14 protein-coding genes are annotated in these 20828 nt (G+C 46.3%); 10 read left to right on the top strand and 4 right to left on the bottom strand.

Going from position 1 to position 20828, the window contains the following annotated elements:
• Positions 1-43 precede the first annotated feature (43 nt).
• Positions 44-1759 carry a serine/threonine-protein kinase gene (locus QUA78_RS00970; RefSeq protein WP_333300111.1) on the top strand — a complete coding sequence of 572 codons (1716 nt, stop codon included), beginning with the start codon at positions 44-46 and terminating at the stop codon, positions 1757-1759.
• Between the two features lie 2 nt (positions 1760-1761).
• Positions 1762-2550, top strand: coding sequence for a tRNA (adenosine(37)-N6)-threonylcarbamoyltransferase complex dimerization subunit type 1 TsaB (gene tsaB, locus QUA78_RS00965; RefSeq protein WP_333398507.1), 789 nt, complete (start codon positions 1762-1764; stop codon positions 2548-2550).
• 157 nt (positions 2551-2707) lie between these two features.
• On the opposite strand, the gene QUA78_RS00960 is transcribed toward tsaB, so the two are convergent.
• Positions 2708-3037 carry a hypothetical protein gene (locus QUA78_RS00960; RefSeq protein WP_333398506.1) on the bottom strand — a complete coding sequence of 110 codons (330 nt, stop codon included), beginning with the start codon at positions 3035-3037 and terminating at the stop codon, positions 2708-2710.
• Between the two features lie 84 nt (positions 3038-3121).
• Here QUA78_RS00960 and QUA78_RS00955 point away from each other — a divergent pair, with 84 nt between their 5' ends.
• From QUA78_RS00955 to QUA78_RS00935, 5 genes are all read left to right on the top strand, one after another.
• On the top strand, positions 3122-7024 hold the full coding sequence (locus QUA78_RS00955; RefSeq protein ID WP_333398504.1) for a tetratricopeptide repeat protein: 3903 nt from the start codon (positions 3122-3124) through the stop codon (positions 7022-7024).
• A 236-nt stretch (positions 7025-7260) separates the two neighbouring features.
• A complete protein-coding gene (locus tag QUA78_RS00950) occupies positions 7261-7884 on the top strand; it encodes a DUF3859 domain-containing protein (RefSeq protein WP_333303604.1) in 624 nt (207 codons plus the stop codon).
• Positions 7885-8042: 158 nt separating this feature from the next.
• Positions 8043-9902 (top strand): asparagine synthetase B family protein, encoded by a 1860-nt coding sequence (locus tag QUA78_RS00945; protein ID WP_333303605.1) that lies wholly within the window; start codon positions 8043-8045, stop codon positions 9900-9902.
• 140 nt (positions 9903-10042) lie between these two features.
• On the top strand, positions 10043-11272 hold the full coding sequence (locus QUA78_RS00940; RefSeq protein WP_333303606.1) for a decarboxylase: 1230 nt from the start codon (positions 10043-10045) through the stop codon (positions 11270-11272).
• A gap of 20 nt (positions 11273-11292) precedes the next feature.
• The gene (locus QUA78_RS00935; protein ID WP_333303607.1) at positions 11293-12597 is read left to right on the top strand and encodes a hypothetical protein; all 1305 of its coding nucleotides are present in this window, start codon (positions 11293-11295) and stop codon (positions 12595-12597) included.
• A 182-nt stretch (positions 12598-12779) separates the two neighbouring features.
• On the opposite strand, the gene QUA78_RS00930 is transcribed toward QUA78_RS00935, so the two are convergent.
• The 3 genes from QUA78_RS00930 to QUA78_RS00920 form a co-directional block, all read right to left on the bottom strand.
• Positions 12780-14534 carry an asparagine synthase-related protein gene (locus QUA78_RS00930; protein WP_333303608.1) on the bottom strand — a complete coding sequence of 585 codons (1755 nt, stop codon included), beginning with the start codon at positions 14532-14534 and terminating at the stop codon, positions 12780-12782.
• 143 nt (positions 14535-14677) lie between these two features.
• Complete coding sequence (locus tag QUA78_RS00925) at positions 14678-15502, bottom strand: SDR family NAD(P)-dependent oxidoreductase (RefSeq protein ID WP_333303610.1); 825 nt, start codon at positions 15500-15502, stop codon at positions 14678-14680.
• A gap of 714 nt (positions 15503-16216) precedes the next feature.
• Positions 16217-17650: a carotenoid oxygenase family protein gene (locus QUA78_RS00920; protein ID WP_333303611.1), complete on the bottom strand. Its 1434-nt coding sequence runs from the start codon at positions 17648-17650 to the stop codon at positions 16217-16219.
• A gap of 73 nt (positions 17651-17723) precedes the next feature.
• On the opposite strand from QUA78_RS00920, the gene QUA78_RS00915 reads away from it, so the two are divergent.
• The 3 genes from QUA78_RS00915 (at position 17724) to QUA78_RS00905 (ending at position 20808) form a co-directional block, all read left to right on the top strand.
• Positions 17724-18737: an LD-carboxypeptidase gene (locus QUA78_RS00915; protein WP_333303612.1), complete on the top strand. Its 1014-nt coding sequence runs from the start codon at positions 17724-17726 to the stop codon at positions 18735-18737.
• Between the two features lie 83 nt (positions 18738-18820).
• Positions 18821-19585: a class I SAM-dependent methyltransferase gene (locus QUA78_RS00910; RefSeq protein ID WP_333303613.1), complete on the top strand. Its 765-nt coding sequence runs from the start codon at positions 18821-18823 to the stop codon at positions 19583-19585.
• A gap of 221 nt (positions 19586-19806) precedes the next feature.
• Positions 19807-20808, top strand: a complete 1002-nt coding sequence (locus QUA78_RS00905; protein WP_333303614.1) for a cytochrome c oxidase subunit II — start codon at positions 19807-19809, stop codon at positions 20806-20808.
• The last annotated feature ends 20 nt before the right edge of the window (positions 20809-20828 follow it).

Here is a 20828-nt window from a genome sequence, read left to right as displayed (position 1 = left end):
CCAATTACAAATCTAAAATCTAAAATCTAAAATCTAAAATCCAATGTGCTATTGCTTAAACCCAACTTGTCAGAATCCGCAAAACCAAGGGGATGCAGAATTGTGCCAAAGTTGCGGCTCAAAATTGTTGTTAACTCTTGACTCAGAAACGCCCTCAGCATCTCGCTACCGAACCATAAAGCCGATCGGGCAAGGAGGCTTCGGCAGAACCTTTCTAGCAGTAGATGAAAGCAAACCCCAGATTTTTTCGCAGTGCGTAATCAAGCAATTTTTGCAGCAGCAAAATACCGCAGCCGAAAAAGCCGCTCAACTATTTCACCAAGAAGCAGCCCAGCTAGAAATATTGGGCAAACATCCCCAGATTCCCGAATTAATTGCGCATTTTGAACAAGACGGGAGACAGTATTTAGTACAAGAATTTATAGACGGCAAAAACCTAGCCAGAGAATTAGAACAAAAAGGAGCCTTCACCGAAACTCAAATTCGGCAAATCCTCAACGATTTATTGCCAGTGCTCCACTTCGTCCACAAATCCAAAGTCATTCACCGCGATATCAAACCAGAAAATATCATTCGCCGCCGACTATCTCCAGCCCCTTTACCCGCCTTAGAAAATTCCTATCAACCCTCTCCTTTCCAAAAAGATATTGTTTTAGTAGACTTTGGGGCAGCTAAGAAAGTAACAGCAACCGGATTGCCGCAAACTGGTACAATCATCGGCAGTGCTGCTTATACAGCCCCAGAACAATTGATGGGAAAAGCCGTTTTTGCCAGCGATATCTACAGTTTGGGCGTTACTTGCATTCACTTGCTGACAGAAATTCCTCCCTTCGATTTGTTCGACAGTACAGAGGATTCTTGGGCTTGGCGAAATTATTTGAAGACTGCTGTTAGCGATGATTTCGGCCGCATCCTCGATACCATGCTTCAAAGTGCCACCAACCGGCGCTACAGTTCAGCATCAGCAGTCATCCGGCACTTGAACCCCAAACCGGTGTATTTAGACGCACAGCCGGTGCTAGACGCGCCGGAAACGCCCGCAGAACGGGTGGTTACACCTGCGCCCGGTGTCTCGCTTTTCACTCGCCAAGAGCAAGCCGAAATTCAGCAAGCTTTGCAAGAGGATCTCGCCCCGTACAATGTTACAATCCAAGTCAGTCAAGCCAAGCAACAGCTCAATATCGTCATCAACAGAACCGAAGACAACCCCGTTTACTATCCGCACTTATCTCAAATAATTGCCACCCGACTCACCGATTTGCAGTTAAATAAAGTCGCAGCCGTGAAGCTGTTGGGAAGAGTCAACAATTCTCGCCGCCCGGAGTGGAAGCAAATATTGCAAATCGATCCCAAGATTCAATTGAGAAACAAACTCGTGCGGCTGCAACACAATCAATTACTCAAGAAAATCGCCCCTGTTGCTACCCAAGAATTTTGGCTGCCGAAGTTGAAAACTCAGGATTTTTGGATAGATGCGTTAATGTTTGCCTTAGTTTGGTTTATCTTTGGCTCTCAAATAGTCATTTTTAATTCGTGGTTCGCGCTAATAGTTTCTTCTGGTTTTATGACGGTCAAGCATCAAGTTTCCCAACACAAAGAATTTGCTAACAAAAATTTATTTGCAAGTTTAGTAGTGCTGTTTTTGATGACTGGGGGGATGGGGAATTCCAGGATTTTAAATACGGGAATATTTGGCATTCTTTTGGGTTGTTTAGTTGTGGCTTTGCCGCTGTTTTTTGTTAAGGAAAATTATCAATAATCGTGAATAGCAATCCCCAAGACGGAACATCTGTTAAAAAATACGGCTTAGCCCTGCACACAGCTAGTCGCGAGCTCGGTTTAGCCATCAGCAATTTTGCCGGGGATTCTCGCTGCCAAACTTGGAATTTGGATCGGGATTTAGCGACTCATTTGCATCAGTATTTAGTCGAGTTTATTCAACCGCAAACTTGGGCGGATTTGGCTTTTATTGCAGTGGCGAAGGGACCCGGAGGTTTCACGGGGACTCGGATGGGTATGGTGACGGCGCGGACTTTGGCTCAACAGTTGGATATTCCTGTTTTTGCGGTTTCAACTTTGGCGGCTGTGGCTTGGGCGGCACCCCCCCAACCCCCCCTTGCTAAGGGGGGGCTTTTGAATACGGAACCTTCCCTTGCTAAGGGGGGGCTTTTGAATACGGAACCCCCCCAACCCCCCCTTGCTAAGGGGGGGCTTTTGAGTGCAGAACCTCCCCTTGCTAAGGGGGGGTTTTTGAGCATCGCGCTGCAAATGCCTGCACAGCGGGGTCAATTGTTTGGGGCGGTTTATTCAGTTAACAAAGATTCTGGTTTAACTGAGTTGTTTCCTGATACCGTAATGACGGCGGAATCCTGGCAGGAAAAGTTGGAAAGTTGGGAAAGTTCCTATCAGTTAATTGAAGTTGGCAGCGAGTTGGGCTGGTCGGTTTCTAGTGTGTTGGAATTGGCTTATTTGGAGTGGCAAATGGGAAGTCGTCCTGATTGGTCGGATGCTTTGCCTTTTTACGGGCAACATCCGGTTAAGGGACACTGAATATTGGGAATAGGGCATTGGGAATAGGGCATTGGGCATTATTTTGTTTCAGTTAAATCAACTTGTAGAGTGCGTTTTTTTTCCGACCATACCCGATGCCCGATGCCCGATGCCCGTAAATGATTTATAAGCAATTAAGCAGACTTGATATCGTTGTTTATTTAAGGGCGATACAAACTTCGAGGCAAAAAGTTAATGTTAGCGGGTCTGGGTTTTCGGTTCGCAATCGATCGATCTCAGCTCGATCGCAGCCGCGAGATTCCATAAAATCAAGCATCCAGTTCGTTATGGTAGCGAGATCGATGTATTTTGCTCCGAGGCAAACAGGGCAAATTTCGGGGCTGAGGGTACCGGTGCCGCCGCATTCGGGGCAATCCCAGTGGGTTGTTACGGCATCGGGGGTAGTTAGGATGTTGTTCATGCTGGGAAAAAGTTCGTGAAGCGTAGCTATCCCGCAGGGAATCGCACTACTCGTTAACTCTAGCAAAAATGCCGATCGCCCTGACTTCTTCCTGCCTTTACACTAAGCGAGCTAGTGATTAAGATTGACAAAAATACTAAGGGGGTGGTTATGTTCGATCGCACTCAATGGGTTTGGGCCAGTATGTCGATCGCGCTTTCGGTTCAGCTAAGTCAGCCAGTTGCAGCAGCCGTGCCAGTTGGTAAAGTCGTACAAACAGCACCAACTAACAGTAGCGAGGCTGCCCAAAAAGTATATGAAGAAGCAGAGAAACTCTACGAACAAGGAACGGCGGAAGCAAAAAGAAGTGCGATCGTCAAGTTGGAAGAAGCATTAAAGCTGTATCGAGAAGCGGGCGATCGTTCTGGGGAAGCGAACACCCTCACCTGGCTCGGCGGTATTTACTCAGATTTGGGAGAAAAACAGAAAGCGCTAGAGTATTACAGCCAGTCCCTTCCCCTGTTTCGAGCAGTAGGCGATCGCCGTGGGGAAGCTGTCGCCCTCAACGGTATTGGCAGAGCCTACTTAGAATTGGGAGAAAAACAGAAAGCGCTAGAGTATTACAGCCAATCCCTTTCCCTGAGTCGGGCAACAGGCGATCACTCAGGGGAAGCTTACACCCTCAACAACATCGGCACAGTCTACTCAGAATTGGGAGAGGAACAGAAAGCGCTAGAGTATTACAGCCAATCCCTTCCCCCGCGTTTGGCAGTGGGTGATCGTCGTGCGGAAGCTATCACCCTTAACAATATTGGCCTCGTCTACTCAAAATTGGGAGAGAAACAAAAAGCGCTAGAGTATTACAGCCAGTCCCTTCCCCTGATTCGGGTTGTGGGTGATCGCTTACAGGAAGCTATAACCCTCATCAACATCGGCAGTGTCTACTCAGAGTTGGGAGAAAAGCAGAAAGCGCTAGAGTATTACAGCCAGTCCCTTTCCCTGATTCGGGCTGTGGGCAATCACGCCAAAGAAGCTAACACCCTCATCAACATCGGCAGAGTCTACTCAGAGTTGGGAGAAAAGCAAAAAGCGCTAGAGTATTACAGCCAGTCCCTTTCCCCGATTCGGGCTGAGGGCAATCACGCCAAAGAAGCTAACACCCTCAACGGTATCGGCAGTGTCTACTCAGAGTTGGGAGAAAAGCAGAAAGCGCTAGAGTATTACAGCCAGTCCCTTCCTCTATTTCGGCTACTCGGTGATCGGGATGGGGAAGCTACCACCCTTAACGACATCGGGAATGTCTACTTAGAATTGGGAGAAAAGCAGAAAGCGCTAGAGTATTACAGCCAGTCCCTTCCCCTGAGTCGGACGACTGGCGATCAGCGTGAGGAAGCTACCACCCTCGCCAGTATGGGCAGTGTCTACTTAAAATTGGGACAAAAACAGAAAGCGCTAGAGTATGTTAGCCAGTCGCTTCCCCTATTCCGGGCCCTCGGTGATCGTGGTGGGGAAGCTATCACCCTCAACAACATCGGCTTAGTCTACTCAGAATTGGGAGAAAAACAGAAAGCGCTAGAGTATTACAACCAGTCCCTTCCTCTATTTCGGCTACTCGGTGATCGGGATGGGGAAGCTACCACCCTCAACAACATCGGCTTAGTCTACTCAGAATTGGGAGAAAAACAGAAAGCGCTAGAGTATTACAGCCAGTCCCTTCCTTTATTTCGGGTACTCGGTGATCGCGGTGGGGAAGCTGGCAGCCTCAACAACATCGGCAGAGTTTACTCAGAATTGGGAGAAAAACAGAAAGCGCTGGAGTATTACAGCCAGTCCCTTCCTCTATTTCGGGTACTCGGTGATCGGGATGGGGAAGCTACCACCCTTAACAACATCGGGAATCTCTACTTAGAATTGGGAGAAAAGCAGAAAGCACTAGAGTATTACAGCCAGTCCCTTCCCCTGAGTCGGACGACTGGCGATCAGCGTGGGGAAGCTATCACCCTTACCAATATGGGCAGTGTCTACTTAAAGTTGGGAGAAAAACAGAAAGCGCTAGAGTATTACAACCAGTCCCTTCCCCTGACACTGGCAATCGGTGATCGCCGTGAGGAAGCCGCCACCCTTAACAACATCGGTAGAGTTTACTCAGATTTGGGAGAAAAACAGAAAGCGCTAGAGTATGTTAGCCAGTCTCTTCTCCTATTTCGGGTACTCGGTGATCGGGGTGGGGAAGCTGGCAGCCTCAACAACATCGGCTTAGTTTACTCACAATTGGGAGAAAAGCAGAAAGCGCTAGAGTATTACAGCCAGTCCCTCCCCCTGAGTCGGGCAACAGGCGATCGCGCTGGAGAATCTCTCACCCTTTTCAACATGGCTTCTGTCAAACGCCACCAAAACAATCTTCCCGAAGCCCTCAAAGATATTGAAAATTCTATCAAAATCATCGAAAACCTCCGCACCAAAATAGCTAGTCCAGAACTCCGCACCTCTTACTTTGCCACAGTACAGGACTACTACGAACTATACATCGATTTGTTAATGCAACTGCATAAAACTAATCCTAAATCCGGTTACGATACTAAAGCCTTAGAAGCCAGCGAACGTTCTCGCGCCCGCAGCCTCCTCGAACTCCTCTTTGAAAGTAACGCCAACATTCGCGAAGGCATTTCCCCCGCTTTACTGCAACAAGAAAAGAGCGTGCAACAGCAACTCGATGCCATTGAAAAGCAGCGCATCGAAGCAATTAGCAGCCCCAATCCTAATCAAACTAAAATCGCTGAAATTGACAAACAGCGCCTCGCACTTTTGCAAGAATATCAGCAAATTCAAACCCAGATTCGTACCGCCAGCCCCCGCTACGCTGCCCTCACCCAACCCCAACCTTTAACACTCCCAGAAATTCAGAAACAGATTCTCAATGAAAACACGATTTTATTGCAGTATTCCCTCGGCTCATACCGCAGTTATTTGTGGGTTGTGACATCAACGGGACTAACTAGCTATGAATTGCCAAAACGCGCCGAGATTGAAACAGCAGCAGGAGCTTTCCGCACCGCAGTAACTATTAGCCAAAATGACAGATATATTCCCCAAAAAGTTGCCGAAGCGAGTGCAAATCTAAGCCAATTAATTTTACAGCCCGCCGCAGCCAAATTAGGAAACAAACGCTTATTAATTGTTCCCGACGGCGTGCTGCACTATACCCCTTTTCCCGCGTTAACTATTTCCCAAACCGCAGGACAAAATACCAATGTTCCCTTAATTGCCGAACATGAAATTATCACTCTGCCTTCTGCCTCAACTCTCGCCATTCTCAGGCAAAATTACGGAGATAGAAAACCACCCATCCAAAATTTAGCAATTTTAGCCGATCCTGTTTTCACTCCAGACGATGAAAGAGTTAAAGGACAACTTACCCCAGCAACCACCGAAAAGTTAGAAGCAAATAACCTCGGTTTAAATCGCTCGCTTCGTGCTTCCGAGATGAAATGGCCGCCAAAACGCCTACCATTTAGCCGCCAAGAAGCCCAAACAATATCAAGCTTATTCCCCTCAGCTTCTACCCGTCAAATACTTGATTTTGATGCCAGTCGCACTACCGCCACCGACGGCAGTTTAGTCAATTATCAAATCATTCACTTCGCCACCCACGGCATTGCCAACCCCGAAAATCCCGAACTGTCAGGAATTGTGATGTCTACCGTAGATGACAAGGGCAATCTTGTCAATGGCTTTTTGCGCCTTACCGATATTTTTAACTTGAAAATAGCGGCAAATTTAGTGGTTTTAAGTGCTTGTCAATCGGGCATGGGACAGAATGTTAAAGGCGAAGGAATGGTGGGATTAACAAGGGGTTTTATGTATGCGGGGGCGCAGCGGGTGGCGGTGAGTTTGTGGAGTGTGGATGATGAAGGAACTGCTGTGTTAATGCAAAAGTTTTATCAAAAAATGCTGCAACAAAAGTTAGCGCCGGCGGCAGCTTTGAGGGCCGCACAGATTGAAATGATGCAGCAGGAAGAATGGAAGTCTCCCTATTATTGGGCTGCTTTTACCTTGCAAGGCGAGTGGAAATGATATAGCACTTTGACTGGTAAGTAAGTACATAGCCCTTGTAGGACACGGCAATGCCGTGTCCCTACCGGGATCGAAGAGCGATCCGGGTGTATTTCATAAACGTGGAATCTGCTGTATGACTTTTATGAACTCAAAATTATGAAATTTATGAATTGACTTGAAGCTCAGCCTGTTTTAAAATGTTAATTAACTGGGGTCAGTAAGTCGCATAAAAAACTCCTACCGGGTCTTAATATATGGAAAATCGACTGACTCAAACTCAACTAAAGCAAATAGTAGCTGAAGTAGAACGCCTTTCTAACATCCGGCAATCTGAACTTGATTCCGAAGAAGTCAAAGAAATTTTGCAGGAATTGAGCTTGCCTCCAGAGTTGCTAAATGAAGCTTTAATCCAGTTGCAGCGTCGGGAAGCACTGGCCCAGCAGCAGCGGCGAAATCGGTGGATTGCAGGAGGATTGGCTGCGGCTGCGGCGGGGGCGATCGCCTTTACCGGATTCTACATTCAGCAAAACCGACAAGCGATCGATCGCGTTTCAATTCAAGCAAACCGCATAACTTCGGTGCAGGATGATGGTGGCAATTTGACAGTTATTTCCCGCCAAAATAATCCTGAAATATTTTATCGTACTACCTTAAAAGATGCACCGGTAGGGAAAAAACTGTCGTTATCTTGCGATTGGATTGACCCCAGCGGTCAAGTTGTCAAACAAAACCGCTATCAGACTCGCGAAATCGACAAACCTATCTGGAATACTCAATGCCGCTACCAAATTGGTACTGCTGCTGCTACCGGAAAGTGGCAAGTTAAAATGTTCGTTGAAACTCGTGCGATCGGCAGTACATCCTTTGAAGTTAAATAATCCTACATAACACAAACTCTGCCCTTTCACTCTCCTCCTTCTCCAACTCTGCGCTCTCTGCGCTCTCTGCGGTAAATAAAAAAAAATCTCATTTACAAATTAAAAAATGATGGCAACAGTATCTTCGCCCAAAAACTCGCCTATAGATAGATTATAACATGGCAATCACCAACAAAGCGCGTCAATTTTTAGGATACTGGGGCTGCGATTCTCGCCACAAATCAGAAGCGCTGCTGGCGAAAATCATCAGCCAGTCTGCCAGAGAAATTCCAGTTCAAAAAGTCGAGCATTCTTCCAGTTTCTCCACCGCAGGCAGCGAAAATCATCCAATTTGGAATGTTGCTAGTACCGAACTCGATGGCGCGCCAAACTTGCCGACCAAAAAGAGCAATTCCCTGCGGGATAGCTACGCTTCACGTAGTTTTCAAATCGCGGCACTTTCAGCATCTGGACTATCTACATATCCATCAGCTAACGGTTTGCTGTTACCTGATGTCTGGGTAAACGTTCGAGAAAATTGCCTGATTTTGGGAAGGGAACCCTTCGGGCGAGTAACACTTTACTGGACGCGAATCGGGCAGAGTATTTGGTTTGCATCGAGTTTGCAACTGCTGTTAAATATTTGCGAACAGCCAGGTGTAAGCATTCCCGGTTTGTACGGTTATAGCTGTTTTTCCTATGTCCCAACTCCTTTAACTCCGGTTAAAAATGTATTCGCAGTTCCCGCAGGAACCGAATTAACTTGGGAGTGCGAGCGAGATAGCGGTGTCATTTTTGAACCAAAATCAAAACGCTTGTTGGAATGGGGAGAAAGTTCAGAAAAAATACAAGACGAAGCAGAAGCGATCGCACAATTACAAAACTTACTTAAAGATGCCGTTCACCGTCAAATTGCCGATATAGACAGCAGTGAAACTGTCGGAGTATTTCTATCAGGCGGTTTAGATTCCTCAGTTGTCGCAGCTTTATTAGTAAAAGCCGGAGTCAAAGTGCGCGCTTATACTCTGGACTTTGGCGAAGCCGGAATTCCTGAATATCCTTGGGCAGAACAAGTAGCCTATTCGCTGAAAATTCCCTTAGTAAAAGTAGATGCCAGGCCGCACCGGATTAAACAAGTTTTGCATTCTGCTGTGAAAGCTTTAGATTTGCCTTTTGGCGACGGAGTTACAGTGCCGCTGTACCTTTTAAATGAAGCTGCGAGTCAAGAAACCGATCTCGTTTTCAACGGCGAAGGCGGCGATCAGTTATTTGCGGGATGGACGAATAAACCCCTGATTGCAGCGGGTATTTATCAAGCCGCAAATCCAGCCGGAGACGAAGCTTTTGCCCTGCAATACCTGCGAACTTTTCACCGGATGTGGGAGTACGAAACTAAAGTTTACCAGCCGCAAATTTACACTCAAATTCTGAATTTGCACCCTCAAGATTGGCTGCTAGAGGCTCTTAATCCTGCTTTAGGCGGGTCTTTACTGCACCGCCTCCGCCGCGCGGGGCTGATGCTCAAAGGCGCGCAGAACATCCATCCCCGCGCTGCTAATTTAGCTCTAGCTTTTGGTCTGAAAGTGCGATCGCCCTTTTGCGATTTTGCCTTAACAGACTGGACGTTTAAACTGTCAGGAGAATTGTTTTTGCGGGGTGCTTGCGAGAAATACATCCTCAAACGAAGCGTGGAAAATTGGTTGCCTGCGGAAATAGTTTGGCGGGAAAAGCGGGGTATGGGGGTTCCCTTAACCTCTTGGTGTTTTAATGAATTTTGGCATCAAATTGGCGATTGGTTGAACCCTGCCGTGCTGCTATCAGAGAAACGCTGGCAACCCGATTTGGCTGCTCAAATTGTGTCCGGCAAATTCGCAGCGGGAATTCAAGGCCGCCGCATTGGCGAAATTATTTGGCTGTTAATTATGTGGCAAATTTGGCGATCGCAAATCTTAGGCGAGGAAGTGACAAACAAATCTTGGAATCATCCATTTTGGTTGCCTCGATCGGTTTGGAACTACCGCCAGCGGTGGCAAGAATAAAAGCTACTCCCTTTATGACTCGGCGGTTGAAACCGCGTCTACACAAACGAAGTCAGCGCAACGCGAGACTAAAGAATAACTGAGGTATGAAAGCTGGATTTGGGATAATTGCTAATTAAAAAAACATCTACTTTACCATTATGTCAACAATCGCATATCGCAAATCACTTCTCAAAGAACCGCCTTTTACTCTTTCCCTAGCCCAAGAGTTATTAGCTACTTACGGATCGCCGCTTTACGTTTATCAAAGCGATATTTTGCGCCAGACTATTGCCCGCATTACTAAGGCAATTTCCTATCCGCGAACTCAATTTTGTTTTGCCAGCGTGACAAATGGCAACATCGGACTGCTGCAAATTTTTCAAGCTTGCGGGTGGGGACTGCACGCCAATACACCGGGAGATATTTATTTAGGAAGTCAGGCCAGTTTTTCGCCCAAAAACATTGTTTACAGCGGCAGCAATTTGCACCGAAATGAGATGGAACAAGTTCTCAAATGGGGTGTCAAAACTCTGAATTTCGACAGTCTCGCTCAGTTGCAGTTGTGCTGTGAAGTTTATCAATCTCTCAGGGAAAACCAACTGATTTTAGAACCGCCTCGTTTGGGTTTAAGACTGAATTTGCCCGAACTAACTGGAGACAGTCGAATTGGAGTGCGATCGACTGAATTCCCAGAGGCGATCGCCATAACTAGAAAAGCCGGATTAAAGCTCAGCGGATTGCATTTTTATCGCGGTACCGGCACTAATTCTACCGCAGCTTTTACTCAAGTAATTGATACTGTAATTGCCGCAGCTCAGCAATTGCCAGATTGGGAATATCTCGATTTTGGCGGCGGTTTTGGCTATCCTTACCGCAGCGGGGGTACAGCCTTTGACTGGGAACTGTTCGGAGCAGAATTAACCAGCAAAATCAGCCAACTCGATCGCGAAATTCAGCTAATAGTTGAACCAGGGCGATCGGTTGTAGCGGGATGCGCTACTTTGCTCGCTCAAGTTGTTTCTACAAAATGGCAAGAAGCCAAACAAATTGTGGGCGTGGATACTACTGTTGCTAATCTTTCAGTGCCGTCAGTTCACGGCGGTTATCGAGAGATTTATACCTGGAATTGCCGGGATTCTCTACATCTTACTGATGTTTGCGGCAATACTACTTATTCGCGGGATTATTTGGGAAAAAACGGTCAACTGCCGGCTTTGGGAGTTGGGGAAATCCTGGCTATTTTAGATGTGGGAGCCTACGGCTATGCCATGTCATCGCACTTTTTGCACCGCCCCAGACCTGCGGAAGTGCTGTTAGAAAATAACCAGCATCGCGTGATTCGCCAAAGAGAAGATTACAGCATTTTGTTAGCAAATCAAGTTTTTTGAATAATCAATAGGAGATTTTTATGAAGTGTATTAACTGCCATACTGACAATAAGTTAAAAGATCGCACGGCAAATAGCGGCCGCTGTGTACGATGCAGGCATAAGTTTGCATTTGAACCGACTTCAATGACTGGTGTCAAAATAACTGACCCGATGTTTGCCAAGGCGATCGCAGATATTTCGGTTAATGATACGCTCTTTTTTACCCCTAAGCAGTTATTTTACCTTTTAGACAAGCGATCGAGACCAAAAATTTATGATGGGTTCTACACAATCCCAGGATACCTAATTATTAATATAGTTTCGGGTATCTTTGTTGCTATGTGGACAGCCACTCTATTTTCTGGAGGGAGTATAGCTTTCATTTTGGTAATGTTTGTAATAAATAGTTTGTTGATTGCAGGAACTTTTACTGCTAGCCGTTCTAGCAAGTATCCGTACAAACAACGCCAGAAATTTGCAAAAAATTTGCTAGTTTGGGGAGGAATAGTTCTGGTGTGCGGAATTGGTGTAACTCTGTTATCAAGTTCCTTTCCGCTGTTTTTAGCGAGCTGCGCTATCGGGCTGCTATCTATCTATTTGGGTAGCAAAAAAGTTGAAAAAAGACCTGCAAATAGTCAAGATTTTACTATTGAGTTAAATCAGTTTCAAGGCTGGCTTAATACTTGGACAGAAATTAACTCTATGACTAAATTGCTGCCGCCTCCCCGCGCTCTAAATGCAAATACCGCCGTTAGTCCTGATGTCAGCGCTTACAGTTTTGACAGATTAGTTGTGTGCGATCGCCCGGAAATTGCCCAATTTTTAATTGCCAACAATTTTCACTTTGAAAATAACTGTGCAGTCCTCAGCATTACCGGATATCCTCAAAATATCTTCGACACAACTATGGAAATGCTGCGCCGAAATCCTGACTTAAAAGTCTACGCTTTGCACGATTGCACTCCCCGAGGAATTGGTTTAGTTGACCACCTACGCACGAGTCCTAATTGGTTCTCAGATAGCAGCGCGATAATTATTGATATCGGACTGCTGCCCCGGCAAATTATTGCGGCTGGCGACAATATGTTTGTTCTAAGTTCTGAGAGTTCGGCACGAGATGCTGTACAATTGCCGCCAGCAATTCGCCAAGATTTATCCGATGAAGAATTGGAGTGGTTAGAATTAGGTAATTATGTTGAATTGGAATCGTTTAGTCCTCAAAAACTGATTCAAATTTTGAATCGAGGAATTGCCGGCAGTCGAGATTTAGGCAGCGATGACAGCAGTTTGATTCTGCTAGGCGGTACGGATAGTTCTATCTATGTTGTTGACAGTTTTGGTTGAGGTTTGTAGGGAAACGGCATTGCCGTGTCCGCGCAAATATCCTGTGCGGTAGGGAAACGGCATTGCCGTGTCCGCGCAAATATCCTGTGCGGTAGGGAAACGGCATTGCCGTGTCCGTGCAGATAAGGAAACGGCAGTGCCGTATCCCTACAGATATAATGTGCAATTAAGCCGATTTGATATTACTTATTACCTTGCAGCCAAATTTCTAAACTCGCCAACAGCCACAGTTTAACGCCGTAACGCCCCCAGGTATCTCCTTCATAGTCTAGCCATTGACCTATCAAAGATTGGTTGAAATAAGGAGCGATCGCAGCTTTTTTCGACAGCAGCAAACCCTTAGCTTCTCGCTGCCAAAACTTCTTAAATCCCAACTGTACTGGAACCAGCATCCCGCTTTTGGGCCTGTCTAAAATTTGAGCGGGCAGAAGGTTTGCAACCGCTTGTTTTAAAACAGCTTTTTCCACAACTCCCGATAGTTTGTATTCCGGCGGCACAGTCATGCTCAAGTCAACTATTCGCTGGTCGAAAAGAGGCGATCGCCCGTGCAAGTCAGCAGCTTGAGTCAAGTTGTTCACTTTCGTCAAAATCTGGTCTGCTCCCTTAAATTTAATATTTAATGCCATTAATCGATTGAGATAATTGCCGCTGCTATTCAAATCCGCACTAAATACCGAAGGTTCTGTTTTTACTGCCGCCAAAATCTCCGGTTTTAACAGTTGAGGCAAATCCGCAGCGCACTTTTGAAATGACATCAAATATGCTGGCAGCGCATCCAAATTAGTGACAGAATTGTACAAGCTGTTAATTAGCATCGGTTGATTTTTCGGCCCGCCAAAACAGGGGTCGCCACCTTCGCCGTTGAGGACAACTTCGACAGATTCTCGCGCCAATTTTCCTAATAGCAAGTTTGGCACTGTCAGCGGATCGCCGATCGGATCGTCTAAATAGCTCATTGTTTCTGGCAACTTTTCCCACATATCCCGAAAGGTAATTTCTAAAATGTGGTGTTGAGTTTGGCAGTGTCGGGCGACTAGACTGGAAAACTCTAATTCGTTGGCGCATTCTGCACCAAAATGAATTGAGTAAGTGTGAACTGGTCGATCGTGAAATTTAGCAGCTAAAGCGGCGATGCAGCTAGAGTCTAACCCGCCGGAAAGAAAGACGCCTACAGCTTGATTTGCAGGCAAATATTCTCGGACAATTTCATCTAAAAGAGAGCGCAATCTCGCGCTGTGCCATTCTAAAGATTGTTCGGCCTCGACAACTTGTTCTCGGAGTTCCCAGTAAGCGGAAATTGTCTCGTCAGGGAAGCTTAAAACGGTTCCTGGGCGCAGTTCTCGCACTTGCTGCCAGAGGGTACGATCGCCCGGAACGAAGGAGCAGCAGAGGTAATCTCGCAGCGCTACGAGGTCGATCGCCCTTGAATGGTAGGGTGCGATCGCCCGCAGTTGAGGAGAAATCCAGCGAGTCGCGCCAACATCAGTGTAGTAAAGAGTTCGCGCACCCGCGCGATCGCGCGCCAGCCGCAAAACTTGCCTTTCTCTGTCCCAAACCGCAAACGCGAACATACCCGCCAGCAGCGGCAAACATTCAACGCCCCAGTGTTCCCAAAGTTGAGCGACTAATTGGCGATCGCACCCCTGCCAACTATTAGCAGCAATCCCCAATCTTTCCAGCAATTCTAATCGGTTGCTCAGCCAAATATCGCCGACAACTGCAAATTTTTCTGAGGCACTTAGAATTATCTGAACAGTTGGGTTTGAGCAAATAATAGCAAGTTGACCTTCTCGCCACGCTGTATTATCTTCGATAGCGTCTGTTTTACCCCAAGCTATCCCCCAATTTGAGGCTAATTCAACCAGAGAATTTGGAGGTAGAGAGGATTTTTGTTTTTGGCTACCTGTATAATTGAGAAATGATTTTTTATCGCTCATTTTTGCAAATTTAAGATAATTTTAAATAATCTCAATTATAACTTACATATTGCACCATTCTTTGTGGAACGGGCCGGAGAGCCCGTTCTACAAAGAATGAGTTTTCTTGTGGGGTGGGCCGGAAAGCCCGCCCAGAAAAGGGTTTATCGCCCGCTAGCTAAAGCCTCCCGCAATTTGCGATCGCGCTGCGATTTATCCCGAAGTTCGGGAGTTGCCATCCGCAACACAAAATCCAGCAGCCAAGGAGCAATTCGGTGACACCAAACTGCTAGATGACTTTGATATCCTACTAAGATTTCCGGCGCATCTTTGTGCAATCCCGCCACCAGTGCTAGGGCAACTTTTTCGGGAGTTGTGGGCACTACCCAGCGAAATTGTTCCAAGTCTCGCACCATGTCGGTATCTGTTAGGGATGGCAGCAAAGCTGTCACTCGAACATTGTACTGAGTTAACTCGCTGCGCAAAGCTTGGGTGAATCCCAAAATGGCAAATTTGGTAGCAGAATAAGTAGCCATTGTGGGAGCAGCAATTTTTCCCATCAAGCTCGATACATTGACGATTGTTCCCTCTTTTTGAGTCGCCATTCGCCGAGCTATCAAGCGGGTAATTGTGTAGGTTCCGAGCAAATTTAAGGCGATTTCTTCCTCGATTAACGGCAGCGGGGAACGCAAGAATGATGCTTGGTGGGCGACGCCCGCACAGTTGACTAGCAGGTGAATCGGGCCCCAATCTCGCCAAGCTTGGGCGATCGCAATATTCACCGCTACTGACTGAGTTAAATCCAAAGCTAACGGCACTACTTCTGTGCCCAAAACATCGATTTCCTCTGCCAGTTCAATTAATTGCCTGCGGTTGCGCGCCACAATCAACAAACGTTTGACTCCTTGTCTCGCTAATTCCAGGGCGATCGATCGCCCAATTCCGCGCGAAGCTCCTGTAACAAGAGCTGTTTTTCCTTGAAGTTGCATAGATTAAACCTTTTGGTTGATGCTCACCGCGGCACGGAGTTATGAGTTGTGAGTTGTGAATTATTAGTTATGAGTTGAATGTTTTGGCGGTAACAACTCATAATTCATAATTTTGGGAAAGGCTATCTTGTTCCGACAAGCCTAATTTTTTCGTGGGGTTAACTCAAAACAAAAAACTTTTGAATCGCTAACGTGCGCGTGAGTTGAACTAAACTTTGAGTTTGCCAGGAATCAGTCAAATATCTGGTCATTTAACCTCATGCAAGCAGACAAACGTGAGATGAGAAAACCTAGTCGGGAATCATGCCAAAGCGGGCTTTAGTACCGCTCTTTCTTCAGTTAGCGGAGGTGGACTTTGCCTGTGTAGCCGCGAACTTATTCGCCGGGGATTGGTTTTCTTCAGTCCGCGGAGGCGGACTTTGCCTGTGTAGCCGCGAATTTATTCGCCGGGAATATTCACCCCGAATTTGTGATTTTTCGGGGCTTAATTACCCCTGTTTTTTTAGTCCGCAGAGGCAGACTATATCCTGTGCCACCGCGACTTAAAATCGCCGGGGATTCGTGCGAATTGGCACAGGATAATTGAGCAATGCAGATTATCAATTCCACACCTCCTAGATATGAGAATTTCCTATCTACACACACCTTAACAACTAGAAGTTAAAGCGGCAACAATTTTTAATAAATCTTCCGCAACACTTCTTTACACAATTCTCATACGGCCGATTTCCAAGTGCCGTGAAAGCCCAAAGGTATGACACCGGGCAATTCTAGCTGGCAAACAGGGGAATCTGAAAGTCTGTCGCTGTCAAATATCCAGACTTCGCTGCTGTCAGAATTGCCGTCGTAAACAACTGTCAAAATCCAACCTTTGTCTGAGTAAATATCTGGAACGTAGATGGGCTCGGCGGGATAGCGATTTTCGCCACAGTCGGCAATTGTGAGATTGCGGCTTTGCGTGTCAAAACGGGCGATCGCACCATAACGTTCCGGTACAATATCAAGGTCAGGCCGATACATTGCCAGATAAATATATCGCGACTCTTGCCCTATTTCTGAAGCAGGTACCGTCGGAAATTCGCAAGGTTGATCCAACAATTCTTCTGTTGCTGTCACTTTGCCCGTCAGAGGATTGAGATGCACTCGACAAAGAGTCCCCTCCGCATCGGTGCGAGTTTCACCCGCCGCTACTTCTTTCAGGCGCTGATTAGTTTTAAAGTCAGCCAAGCGCACTAAATCAACGGCCACCGAACCATCTTCCTTGACAAAACCGTTAGCAAAATGCCACTGAAACCAAGAATCGGTTTGGCCTCGACTAACTAAAGAGAGAGTTTCCGAGTCAACAACTAATATCTGCGTTCCTAACTCGGGTTTCCATTCCAAAGAGTCGCTGTAACTGCTGATTCCAGCTAACACTGGCAAAAATTTGAGTCGTACTGGCGGCACAAAAAATATTAGATACTTTCCAGCCAAAACAAAATCGTGGAGCATAGGAGGGCCATCTAAAGCAACAGTTCCTTGTTGCACAATTTTGCCTGTAGGATCGCTTTTATACAGATTCAACTTTGTACTGGCACCATGTGTAATCCCAAAGTTAAAAATATTGCCAGTAATCGGGTCGCGCTTGCAGTGAGCGGAATAAGAAGATCCACTCTCTAAACTTCCTAAATCGTCCGTTCCCTGAGTTTCCAGAGTTTGCAAATCGAGGCTGTGAGGCAAGCCGCCTTCCCACAAAGCTAAAAGGCGATCGGGCAAAGCTAACACAGAAGTATTGGCAGCATTTTTAACAGATTTCTTCCACCGCAACCACGCAGGCACCGGTGCTGTCATCCCATAATTACTGTAGAGAAATTTATCGGCTTTTTCCTCAGCTTGATATCCCGCTGTTTCCACGTAGCGATAAACAGCCGCAGCACCCGGATCGGTAAAATGTACTGCCAAAATTGCACCGTCGCCGTCAAACCAATGTCCCGCATTCATGCCGCCGCGTTGCAAACGTGCGGGCCCGTTACGGTAGAGAGTTCCCCGCAATCCTGCGGGAATTTTACCGCTTTTAACCAATAGCTGAGTCAGCGGAAATTCCGCAGCCGGACGGGCTAAAGCTTGAGCCCAAGATTTTTTAGCTGAGATTTGAGTGTCTGTTTTCATTTGAAACTCGCAATTTTAAACTGATATGACATAATTTTTGCTATACAATTATAGCAAAAATTAACTAACAGCTATGACTCTCCGCCGCCGCGCTCTGCTCAGAACTTTTGGGCTGACTGCTATTGGTACTCAGCTTTTGCCCATCGCCCAAACCAACCTATCTCCCAAAACTGCGATCGAGCCGCGCCGCCTGCAAGTCGGCGATACTGTAGCCTTAATCAATCCTGCCGCTTTCAACTACGAAAAAGAAGTGCAGCCCTTTTTTAAAGTTCTGGATAACCTGGGTTTAAAAGTTAAATTGGGAGAGCATTTTTACGACCGCTACGGCTATTTAGCAGGCAAGGATGCCGATCGCGCCGCCGATGTCAACGCAGCCTTTGCCGATGACTCAGTGCGAGCTATTTTTACCGGGATGGGCGGCTGGGGCTGCGGTAGAATATTGCCGCTCCTAGATTACAATATTATCCGCAACAATCCCAAAATTATTATGGGATTCAGCGATATTACTGCGCTGTTATTGGCGATTTATGCTAAAACTAATATAGTTACTTTTCACGGCCCTTTAGGTGCCTCAAGTTGGAGTCCCTTTACAGTAGATTACGTCAAAAAAGTTTTGTTTGAGGGAGGCTCTGTTACGCTGCAAAACTCCAAAAGCCTGCAAGTTGAAACAATCTGGCGCGGCACAGCTAGGGGAAGACTAATCGGCGGCAATTTATCAGTAATCGCAGCAATGGTGGGTTCTGCATATTTACCGACATGGGAAAACAGTATTTTGTTTGTCGAGGAAGTTGGCGAAGAGGTTTATCGCATCGATCGAATGTTGACGCAGCTCAAATTAGCGGGCATTCTCGATAAAATATCCGGTTTTATTTTCGGACAGTGTACCAAGTGCGAAGCTGAAAAACCCCAAGAGTCACTAAGCTTACCTCAAGTCTTGTCAGACCAGATTCGCCCCTTGAAGATTCCTGCGTGGTATGGTTCAATGGTGGGGCACATTCGGGAGCAGTTCACTTTGCCGATCGGCAAACAAGTCGAAATCGACTCAAATTCGGGTACAATCAAACTGTTAGAATCCGCTGTCAACTAAATATTGAACTATTCTCGATATTATCGAGGCATATCCAGGGAACGAGAAACGAGAAAAAATTTAAACACAAAATCAGAAATATCGTGAAAAAAGCCGCACAATTAATTAAACCCTTAACAGCAATTCTATTAACAATAATTTGCTTGTTATCGCAGAACGCTTGCACAGCAGCAGAAGCAAGTAAAACCGCCAGCAGCGACACCATTTATCAGCAGCGAACCGTCCACAATCCCGACGGCACCGGCAAATTTTACATGGGTCGAGAAATTGCCCAAGTCATGGGATATCAAGGTGCGGGTTGGCTGGAAAGACCTTCTCGCGGCATGGAAGAAAAATCAGCTCGATTAGTGAACAATCTCGATTTAAAACCAACCGATATTGTAGCCGACATAGGAGCGGGAACGGGATATTTTAGCTTTCGCATTGCTCCCTTAGTTCCAGAAGGAAAGGTTTTGGCAGTTGACGTGCAGCCGGAAATGATTAATTTTATTAAATTGAATAAACAAGAAAAAAATATTGCTAACGTTGAGCCAGTTTTGGGAAGTATCGACAATCCGAATTTGCCTGAAAACAGCGTAGATTTAGTTGTGATGGTGGATGCTTATCACGAATTTGCATATCCCAGAGAAATGATGCAAGGAATTGTGAAAGCACTCAAACCGGGAGGACGCACGGTATCGATCGAGTATCGGGGCGAAAACCCGATGATTCCCATTAAAGGTTTGCACAAAATGACGCAGAAGCAGGTAAAAAAAGAAATGGCAGCCGTCGGTTTAGTATGGAAAGAGACAAAAGATATGTTGCCACAGCAGCATTTGATGGTGTTTGAGAAAAAATCTCAAATTTAGCAGCCAAACAGAGCGATTGCTTACCATTTTTAATCATTTTTGTCAAGGTACAAAAGACGTAGTTTTGAGGCGATCGGGCGATCTGTCAAACATACTAAGCCTTAAGTAACCCTTAAGATAGACATTTTACTAAAAATACCATTTACAATTAAAAATTGATAACCCAGAGGCGCTTCCTTCATTTTTCAAGCGAAGAAGTGTCGCTATTAAGAAGTACCAGCGTGAACATTCCAAGTTCCATCCTCACCATGCTCGCCGGCATCGTAGTGACTCTGATCAGTCTCTGGTACGGGCAGAATCACGGTTTGATGCCGATCGCCGCCTCTGACGAAGCATCCGACATAGACGCACTTTTCAATACAATGATGACCATTTCCACTGGACTATTTATCATGGTCCAAGGAATTCTCATCGTTGCTGCAATTAAATATCGCCGTCGTCAAGGAGACAACACAGATGGCCCGCCTTGGCATGACAACTTTCCCTTAGAAATTCTTTGGACAGCCGTGCCGGCGGTGATTATTTTAGGAATCGGAGTCTACAGTTTTGAGATTTACAACTCAATGGGAGGCCTCGATCCGATGGGAAATCACGACCACGGAACCATGCAAGCGCACTCTAAAATGCGGGGAAGTGCGATCGCCGCCACACTCTCAGACATGGGTCAAAACACCCCACAAATTCCGTCTAGAAAACTTGTTGCTCTAGGCGTCGGCGCTTCCCCAGAAAACGAAGACAAACCAGCAGACTTAGTTGTCAATGTCATGGGTTTGCAGTACGCCTGGATTTTTAGCTATCCAGAAAGCGGCGTTAGTTCTGGCGAACTGCATATGCCAGTCAACCGCGACGTACAGCTAAATATCTCAGCTCAAGACGTGCTCCACGCATTTTGGCTGCCGGAATTTCGCCTCAAACAAGATGCAATTCCCGGGCGGCCGAGCGAACTGAGATTTACACCAACTAAAACCGGCGAATACCGGGTTGTTTGTGCTGAATTGTGCGGCGCTTATCACGGAGCGATGAAAGCTTTAGCAGTCGTTCACACGCCCGAAGAATTCGACAGTTGGCTGCAAAGCCAGCAAGTTGCTAGCAGTCAAAACTTAGAGCAAGCAGTTGCAGTCAATCCTGGGGAATTGTCAGACGGTGAATTTTTGGCTCCCTACGTCAGGGAAATAAAAATTAATTCCGAAACCCTAGAACAACTTCACCCAACTCATCACTAAAAATAGTCATTAGTTCCTGG

The sequence above is a fragment of the Microcoleus sp. K4-B3 genome (assembly GCF_036704615.1).
GTDB lineage: Bacteria > Cyanobacteriota > Cyanobacteriia > Cyanobacteriales > Microcoleaceae > Microcoleus.
Note: the sequence above shows the minus strand (reverse complement) of the source record. Positions and strands in the feature narration are given on the sequence as shown.

Bases quoted from the DNA above. Each gene is read 5' to 3' on its own strand.
- QUA78_RS00970 (WP_333300111.1), top strand. From the start codon at position 44: ATGTGCTATTGCTTAAACCCAACTTGTCAGAATCCGCAAAACCAAGGG.
- QUA78_RS00955 (WP_333398504.1), top strand. From the start codon at position 3,122: ATGTTCGATCGCACTCAATGGGTTTGGGCCAGTATGTCGATCGCGCTT.
- QUA78_RS00950 (WP_333303604.1), top strand. From the start codon at position 7,261: ATGGAAAATCGACTGACTCAAACTCAACTAAAGCAAATAGTAGCTGAA.
- QUA78_RS00945 (WP_333303605.1), top strand. From the start codon at position 8,043: ATGGCAATCACCAACAAAGCGCGTCAATTTTTAGGATACTGGGGCTGC.
- QUA78_RS00940 (WP_333303606.1), top strand. From the start codon at position 10,043: ATGTCAACAATCGCATATCGCAAATCACTTCTCAAAGAACCGCCTTTT.
- QUA78_RS00935 (WP_333303607.1), top strand. From the start codon at position 11,293: ATGAAGTGTATTAACTGCCATACTGACAATAAGTTAAAAGATCGCACG.
- QUA78_RS00930 (WP_333303608.1), bottom strand. From the start codon at position 14,534: ATGAGCGATAAAAAATCATTTCTCAATTATACAGGTAGCCAAAAACAA.
- QUA78_RS00925 (WP_333303610.1), bottom strand. From the start codon at position 15,502: ATGCAACTTCAAGGAAAAACAGCTCTTGTTACAGGAGCTTCGCGCGGA.
- QUA78_RS00920 (WP_333303611.1), bottom strand. From the start codon at position 17,650: ATGAAAACAGACACTCAAATCTCAGCTAAAAAATCTTGGGCTCAAGCT.
- QUA78_RS00915 (WP_333303612.1), top strand. From the start codon at position 17,724: ATGACTCTCCGCCGCCGCGCTCTGCTCAGAACTTTTGGGCTGACTGCT.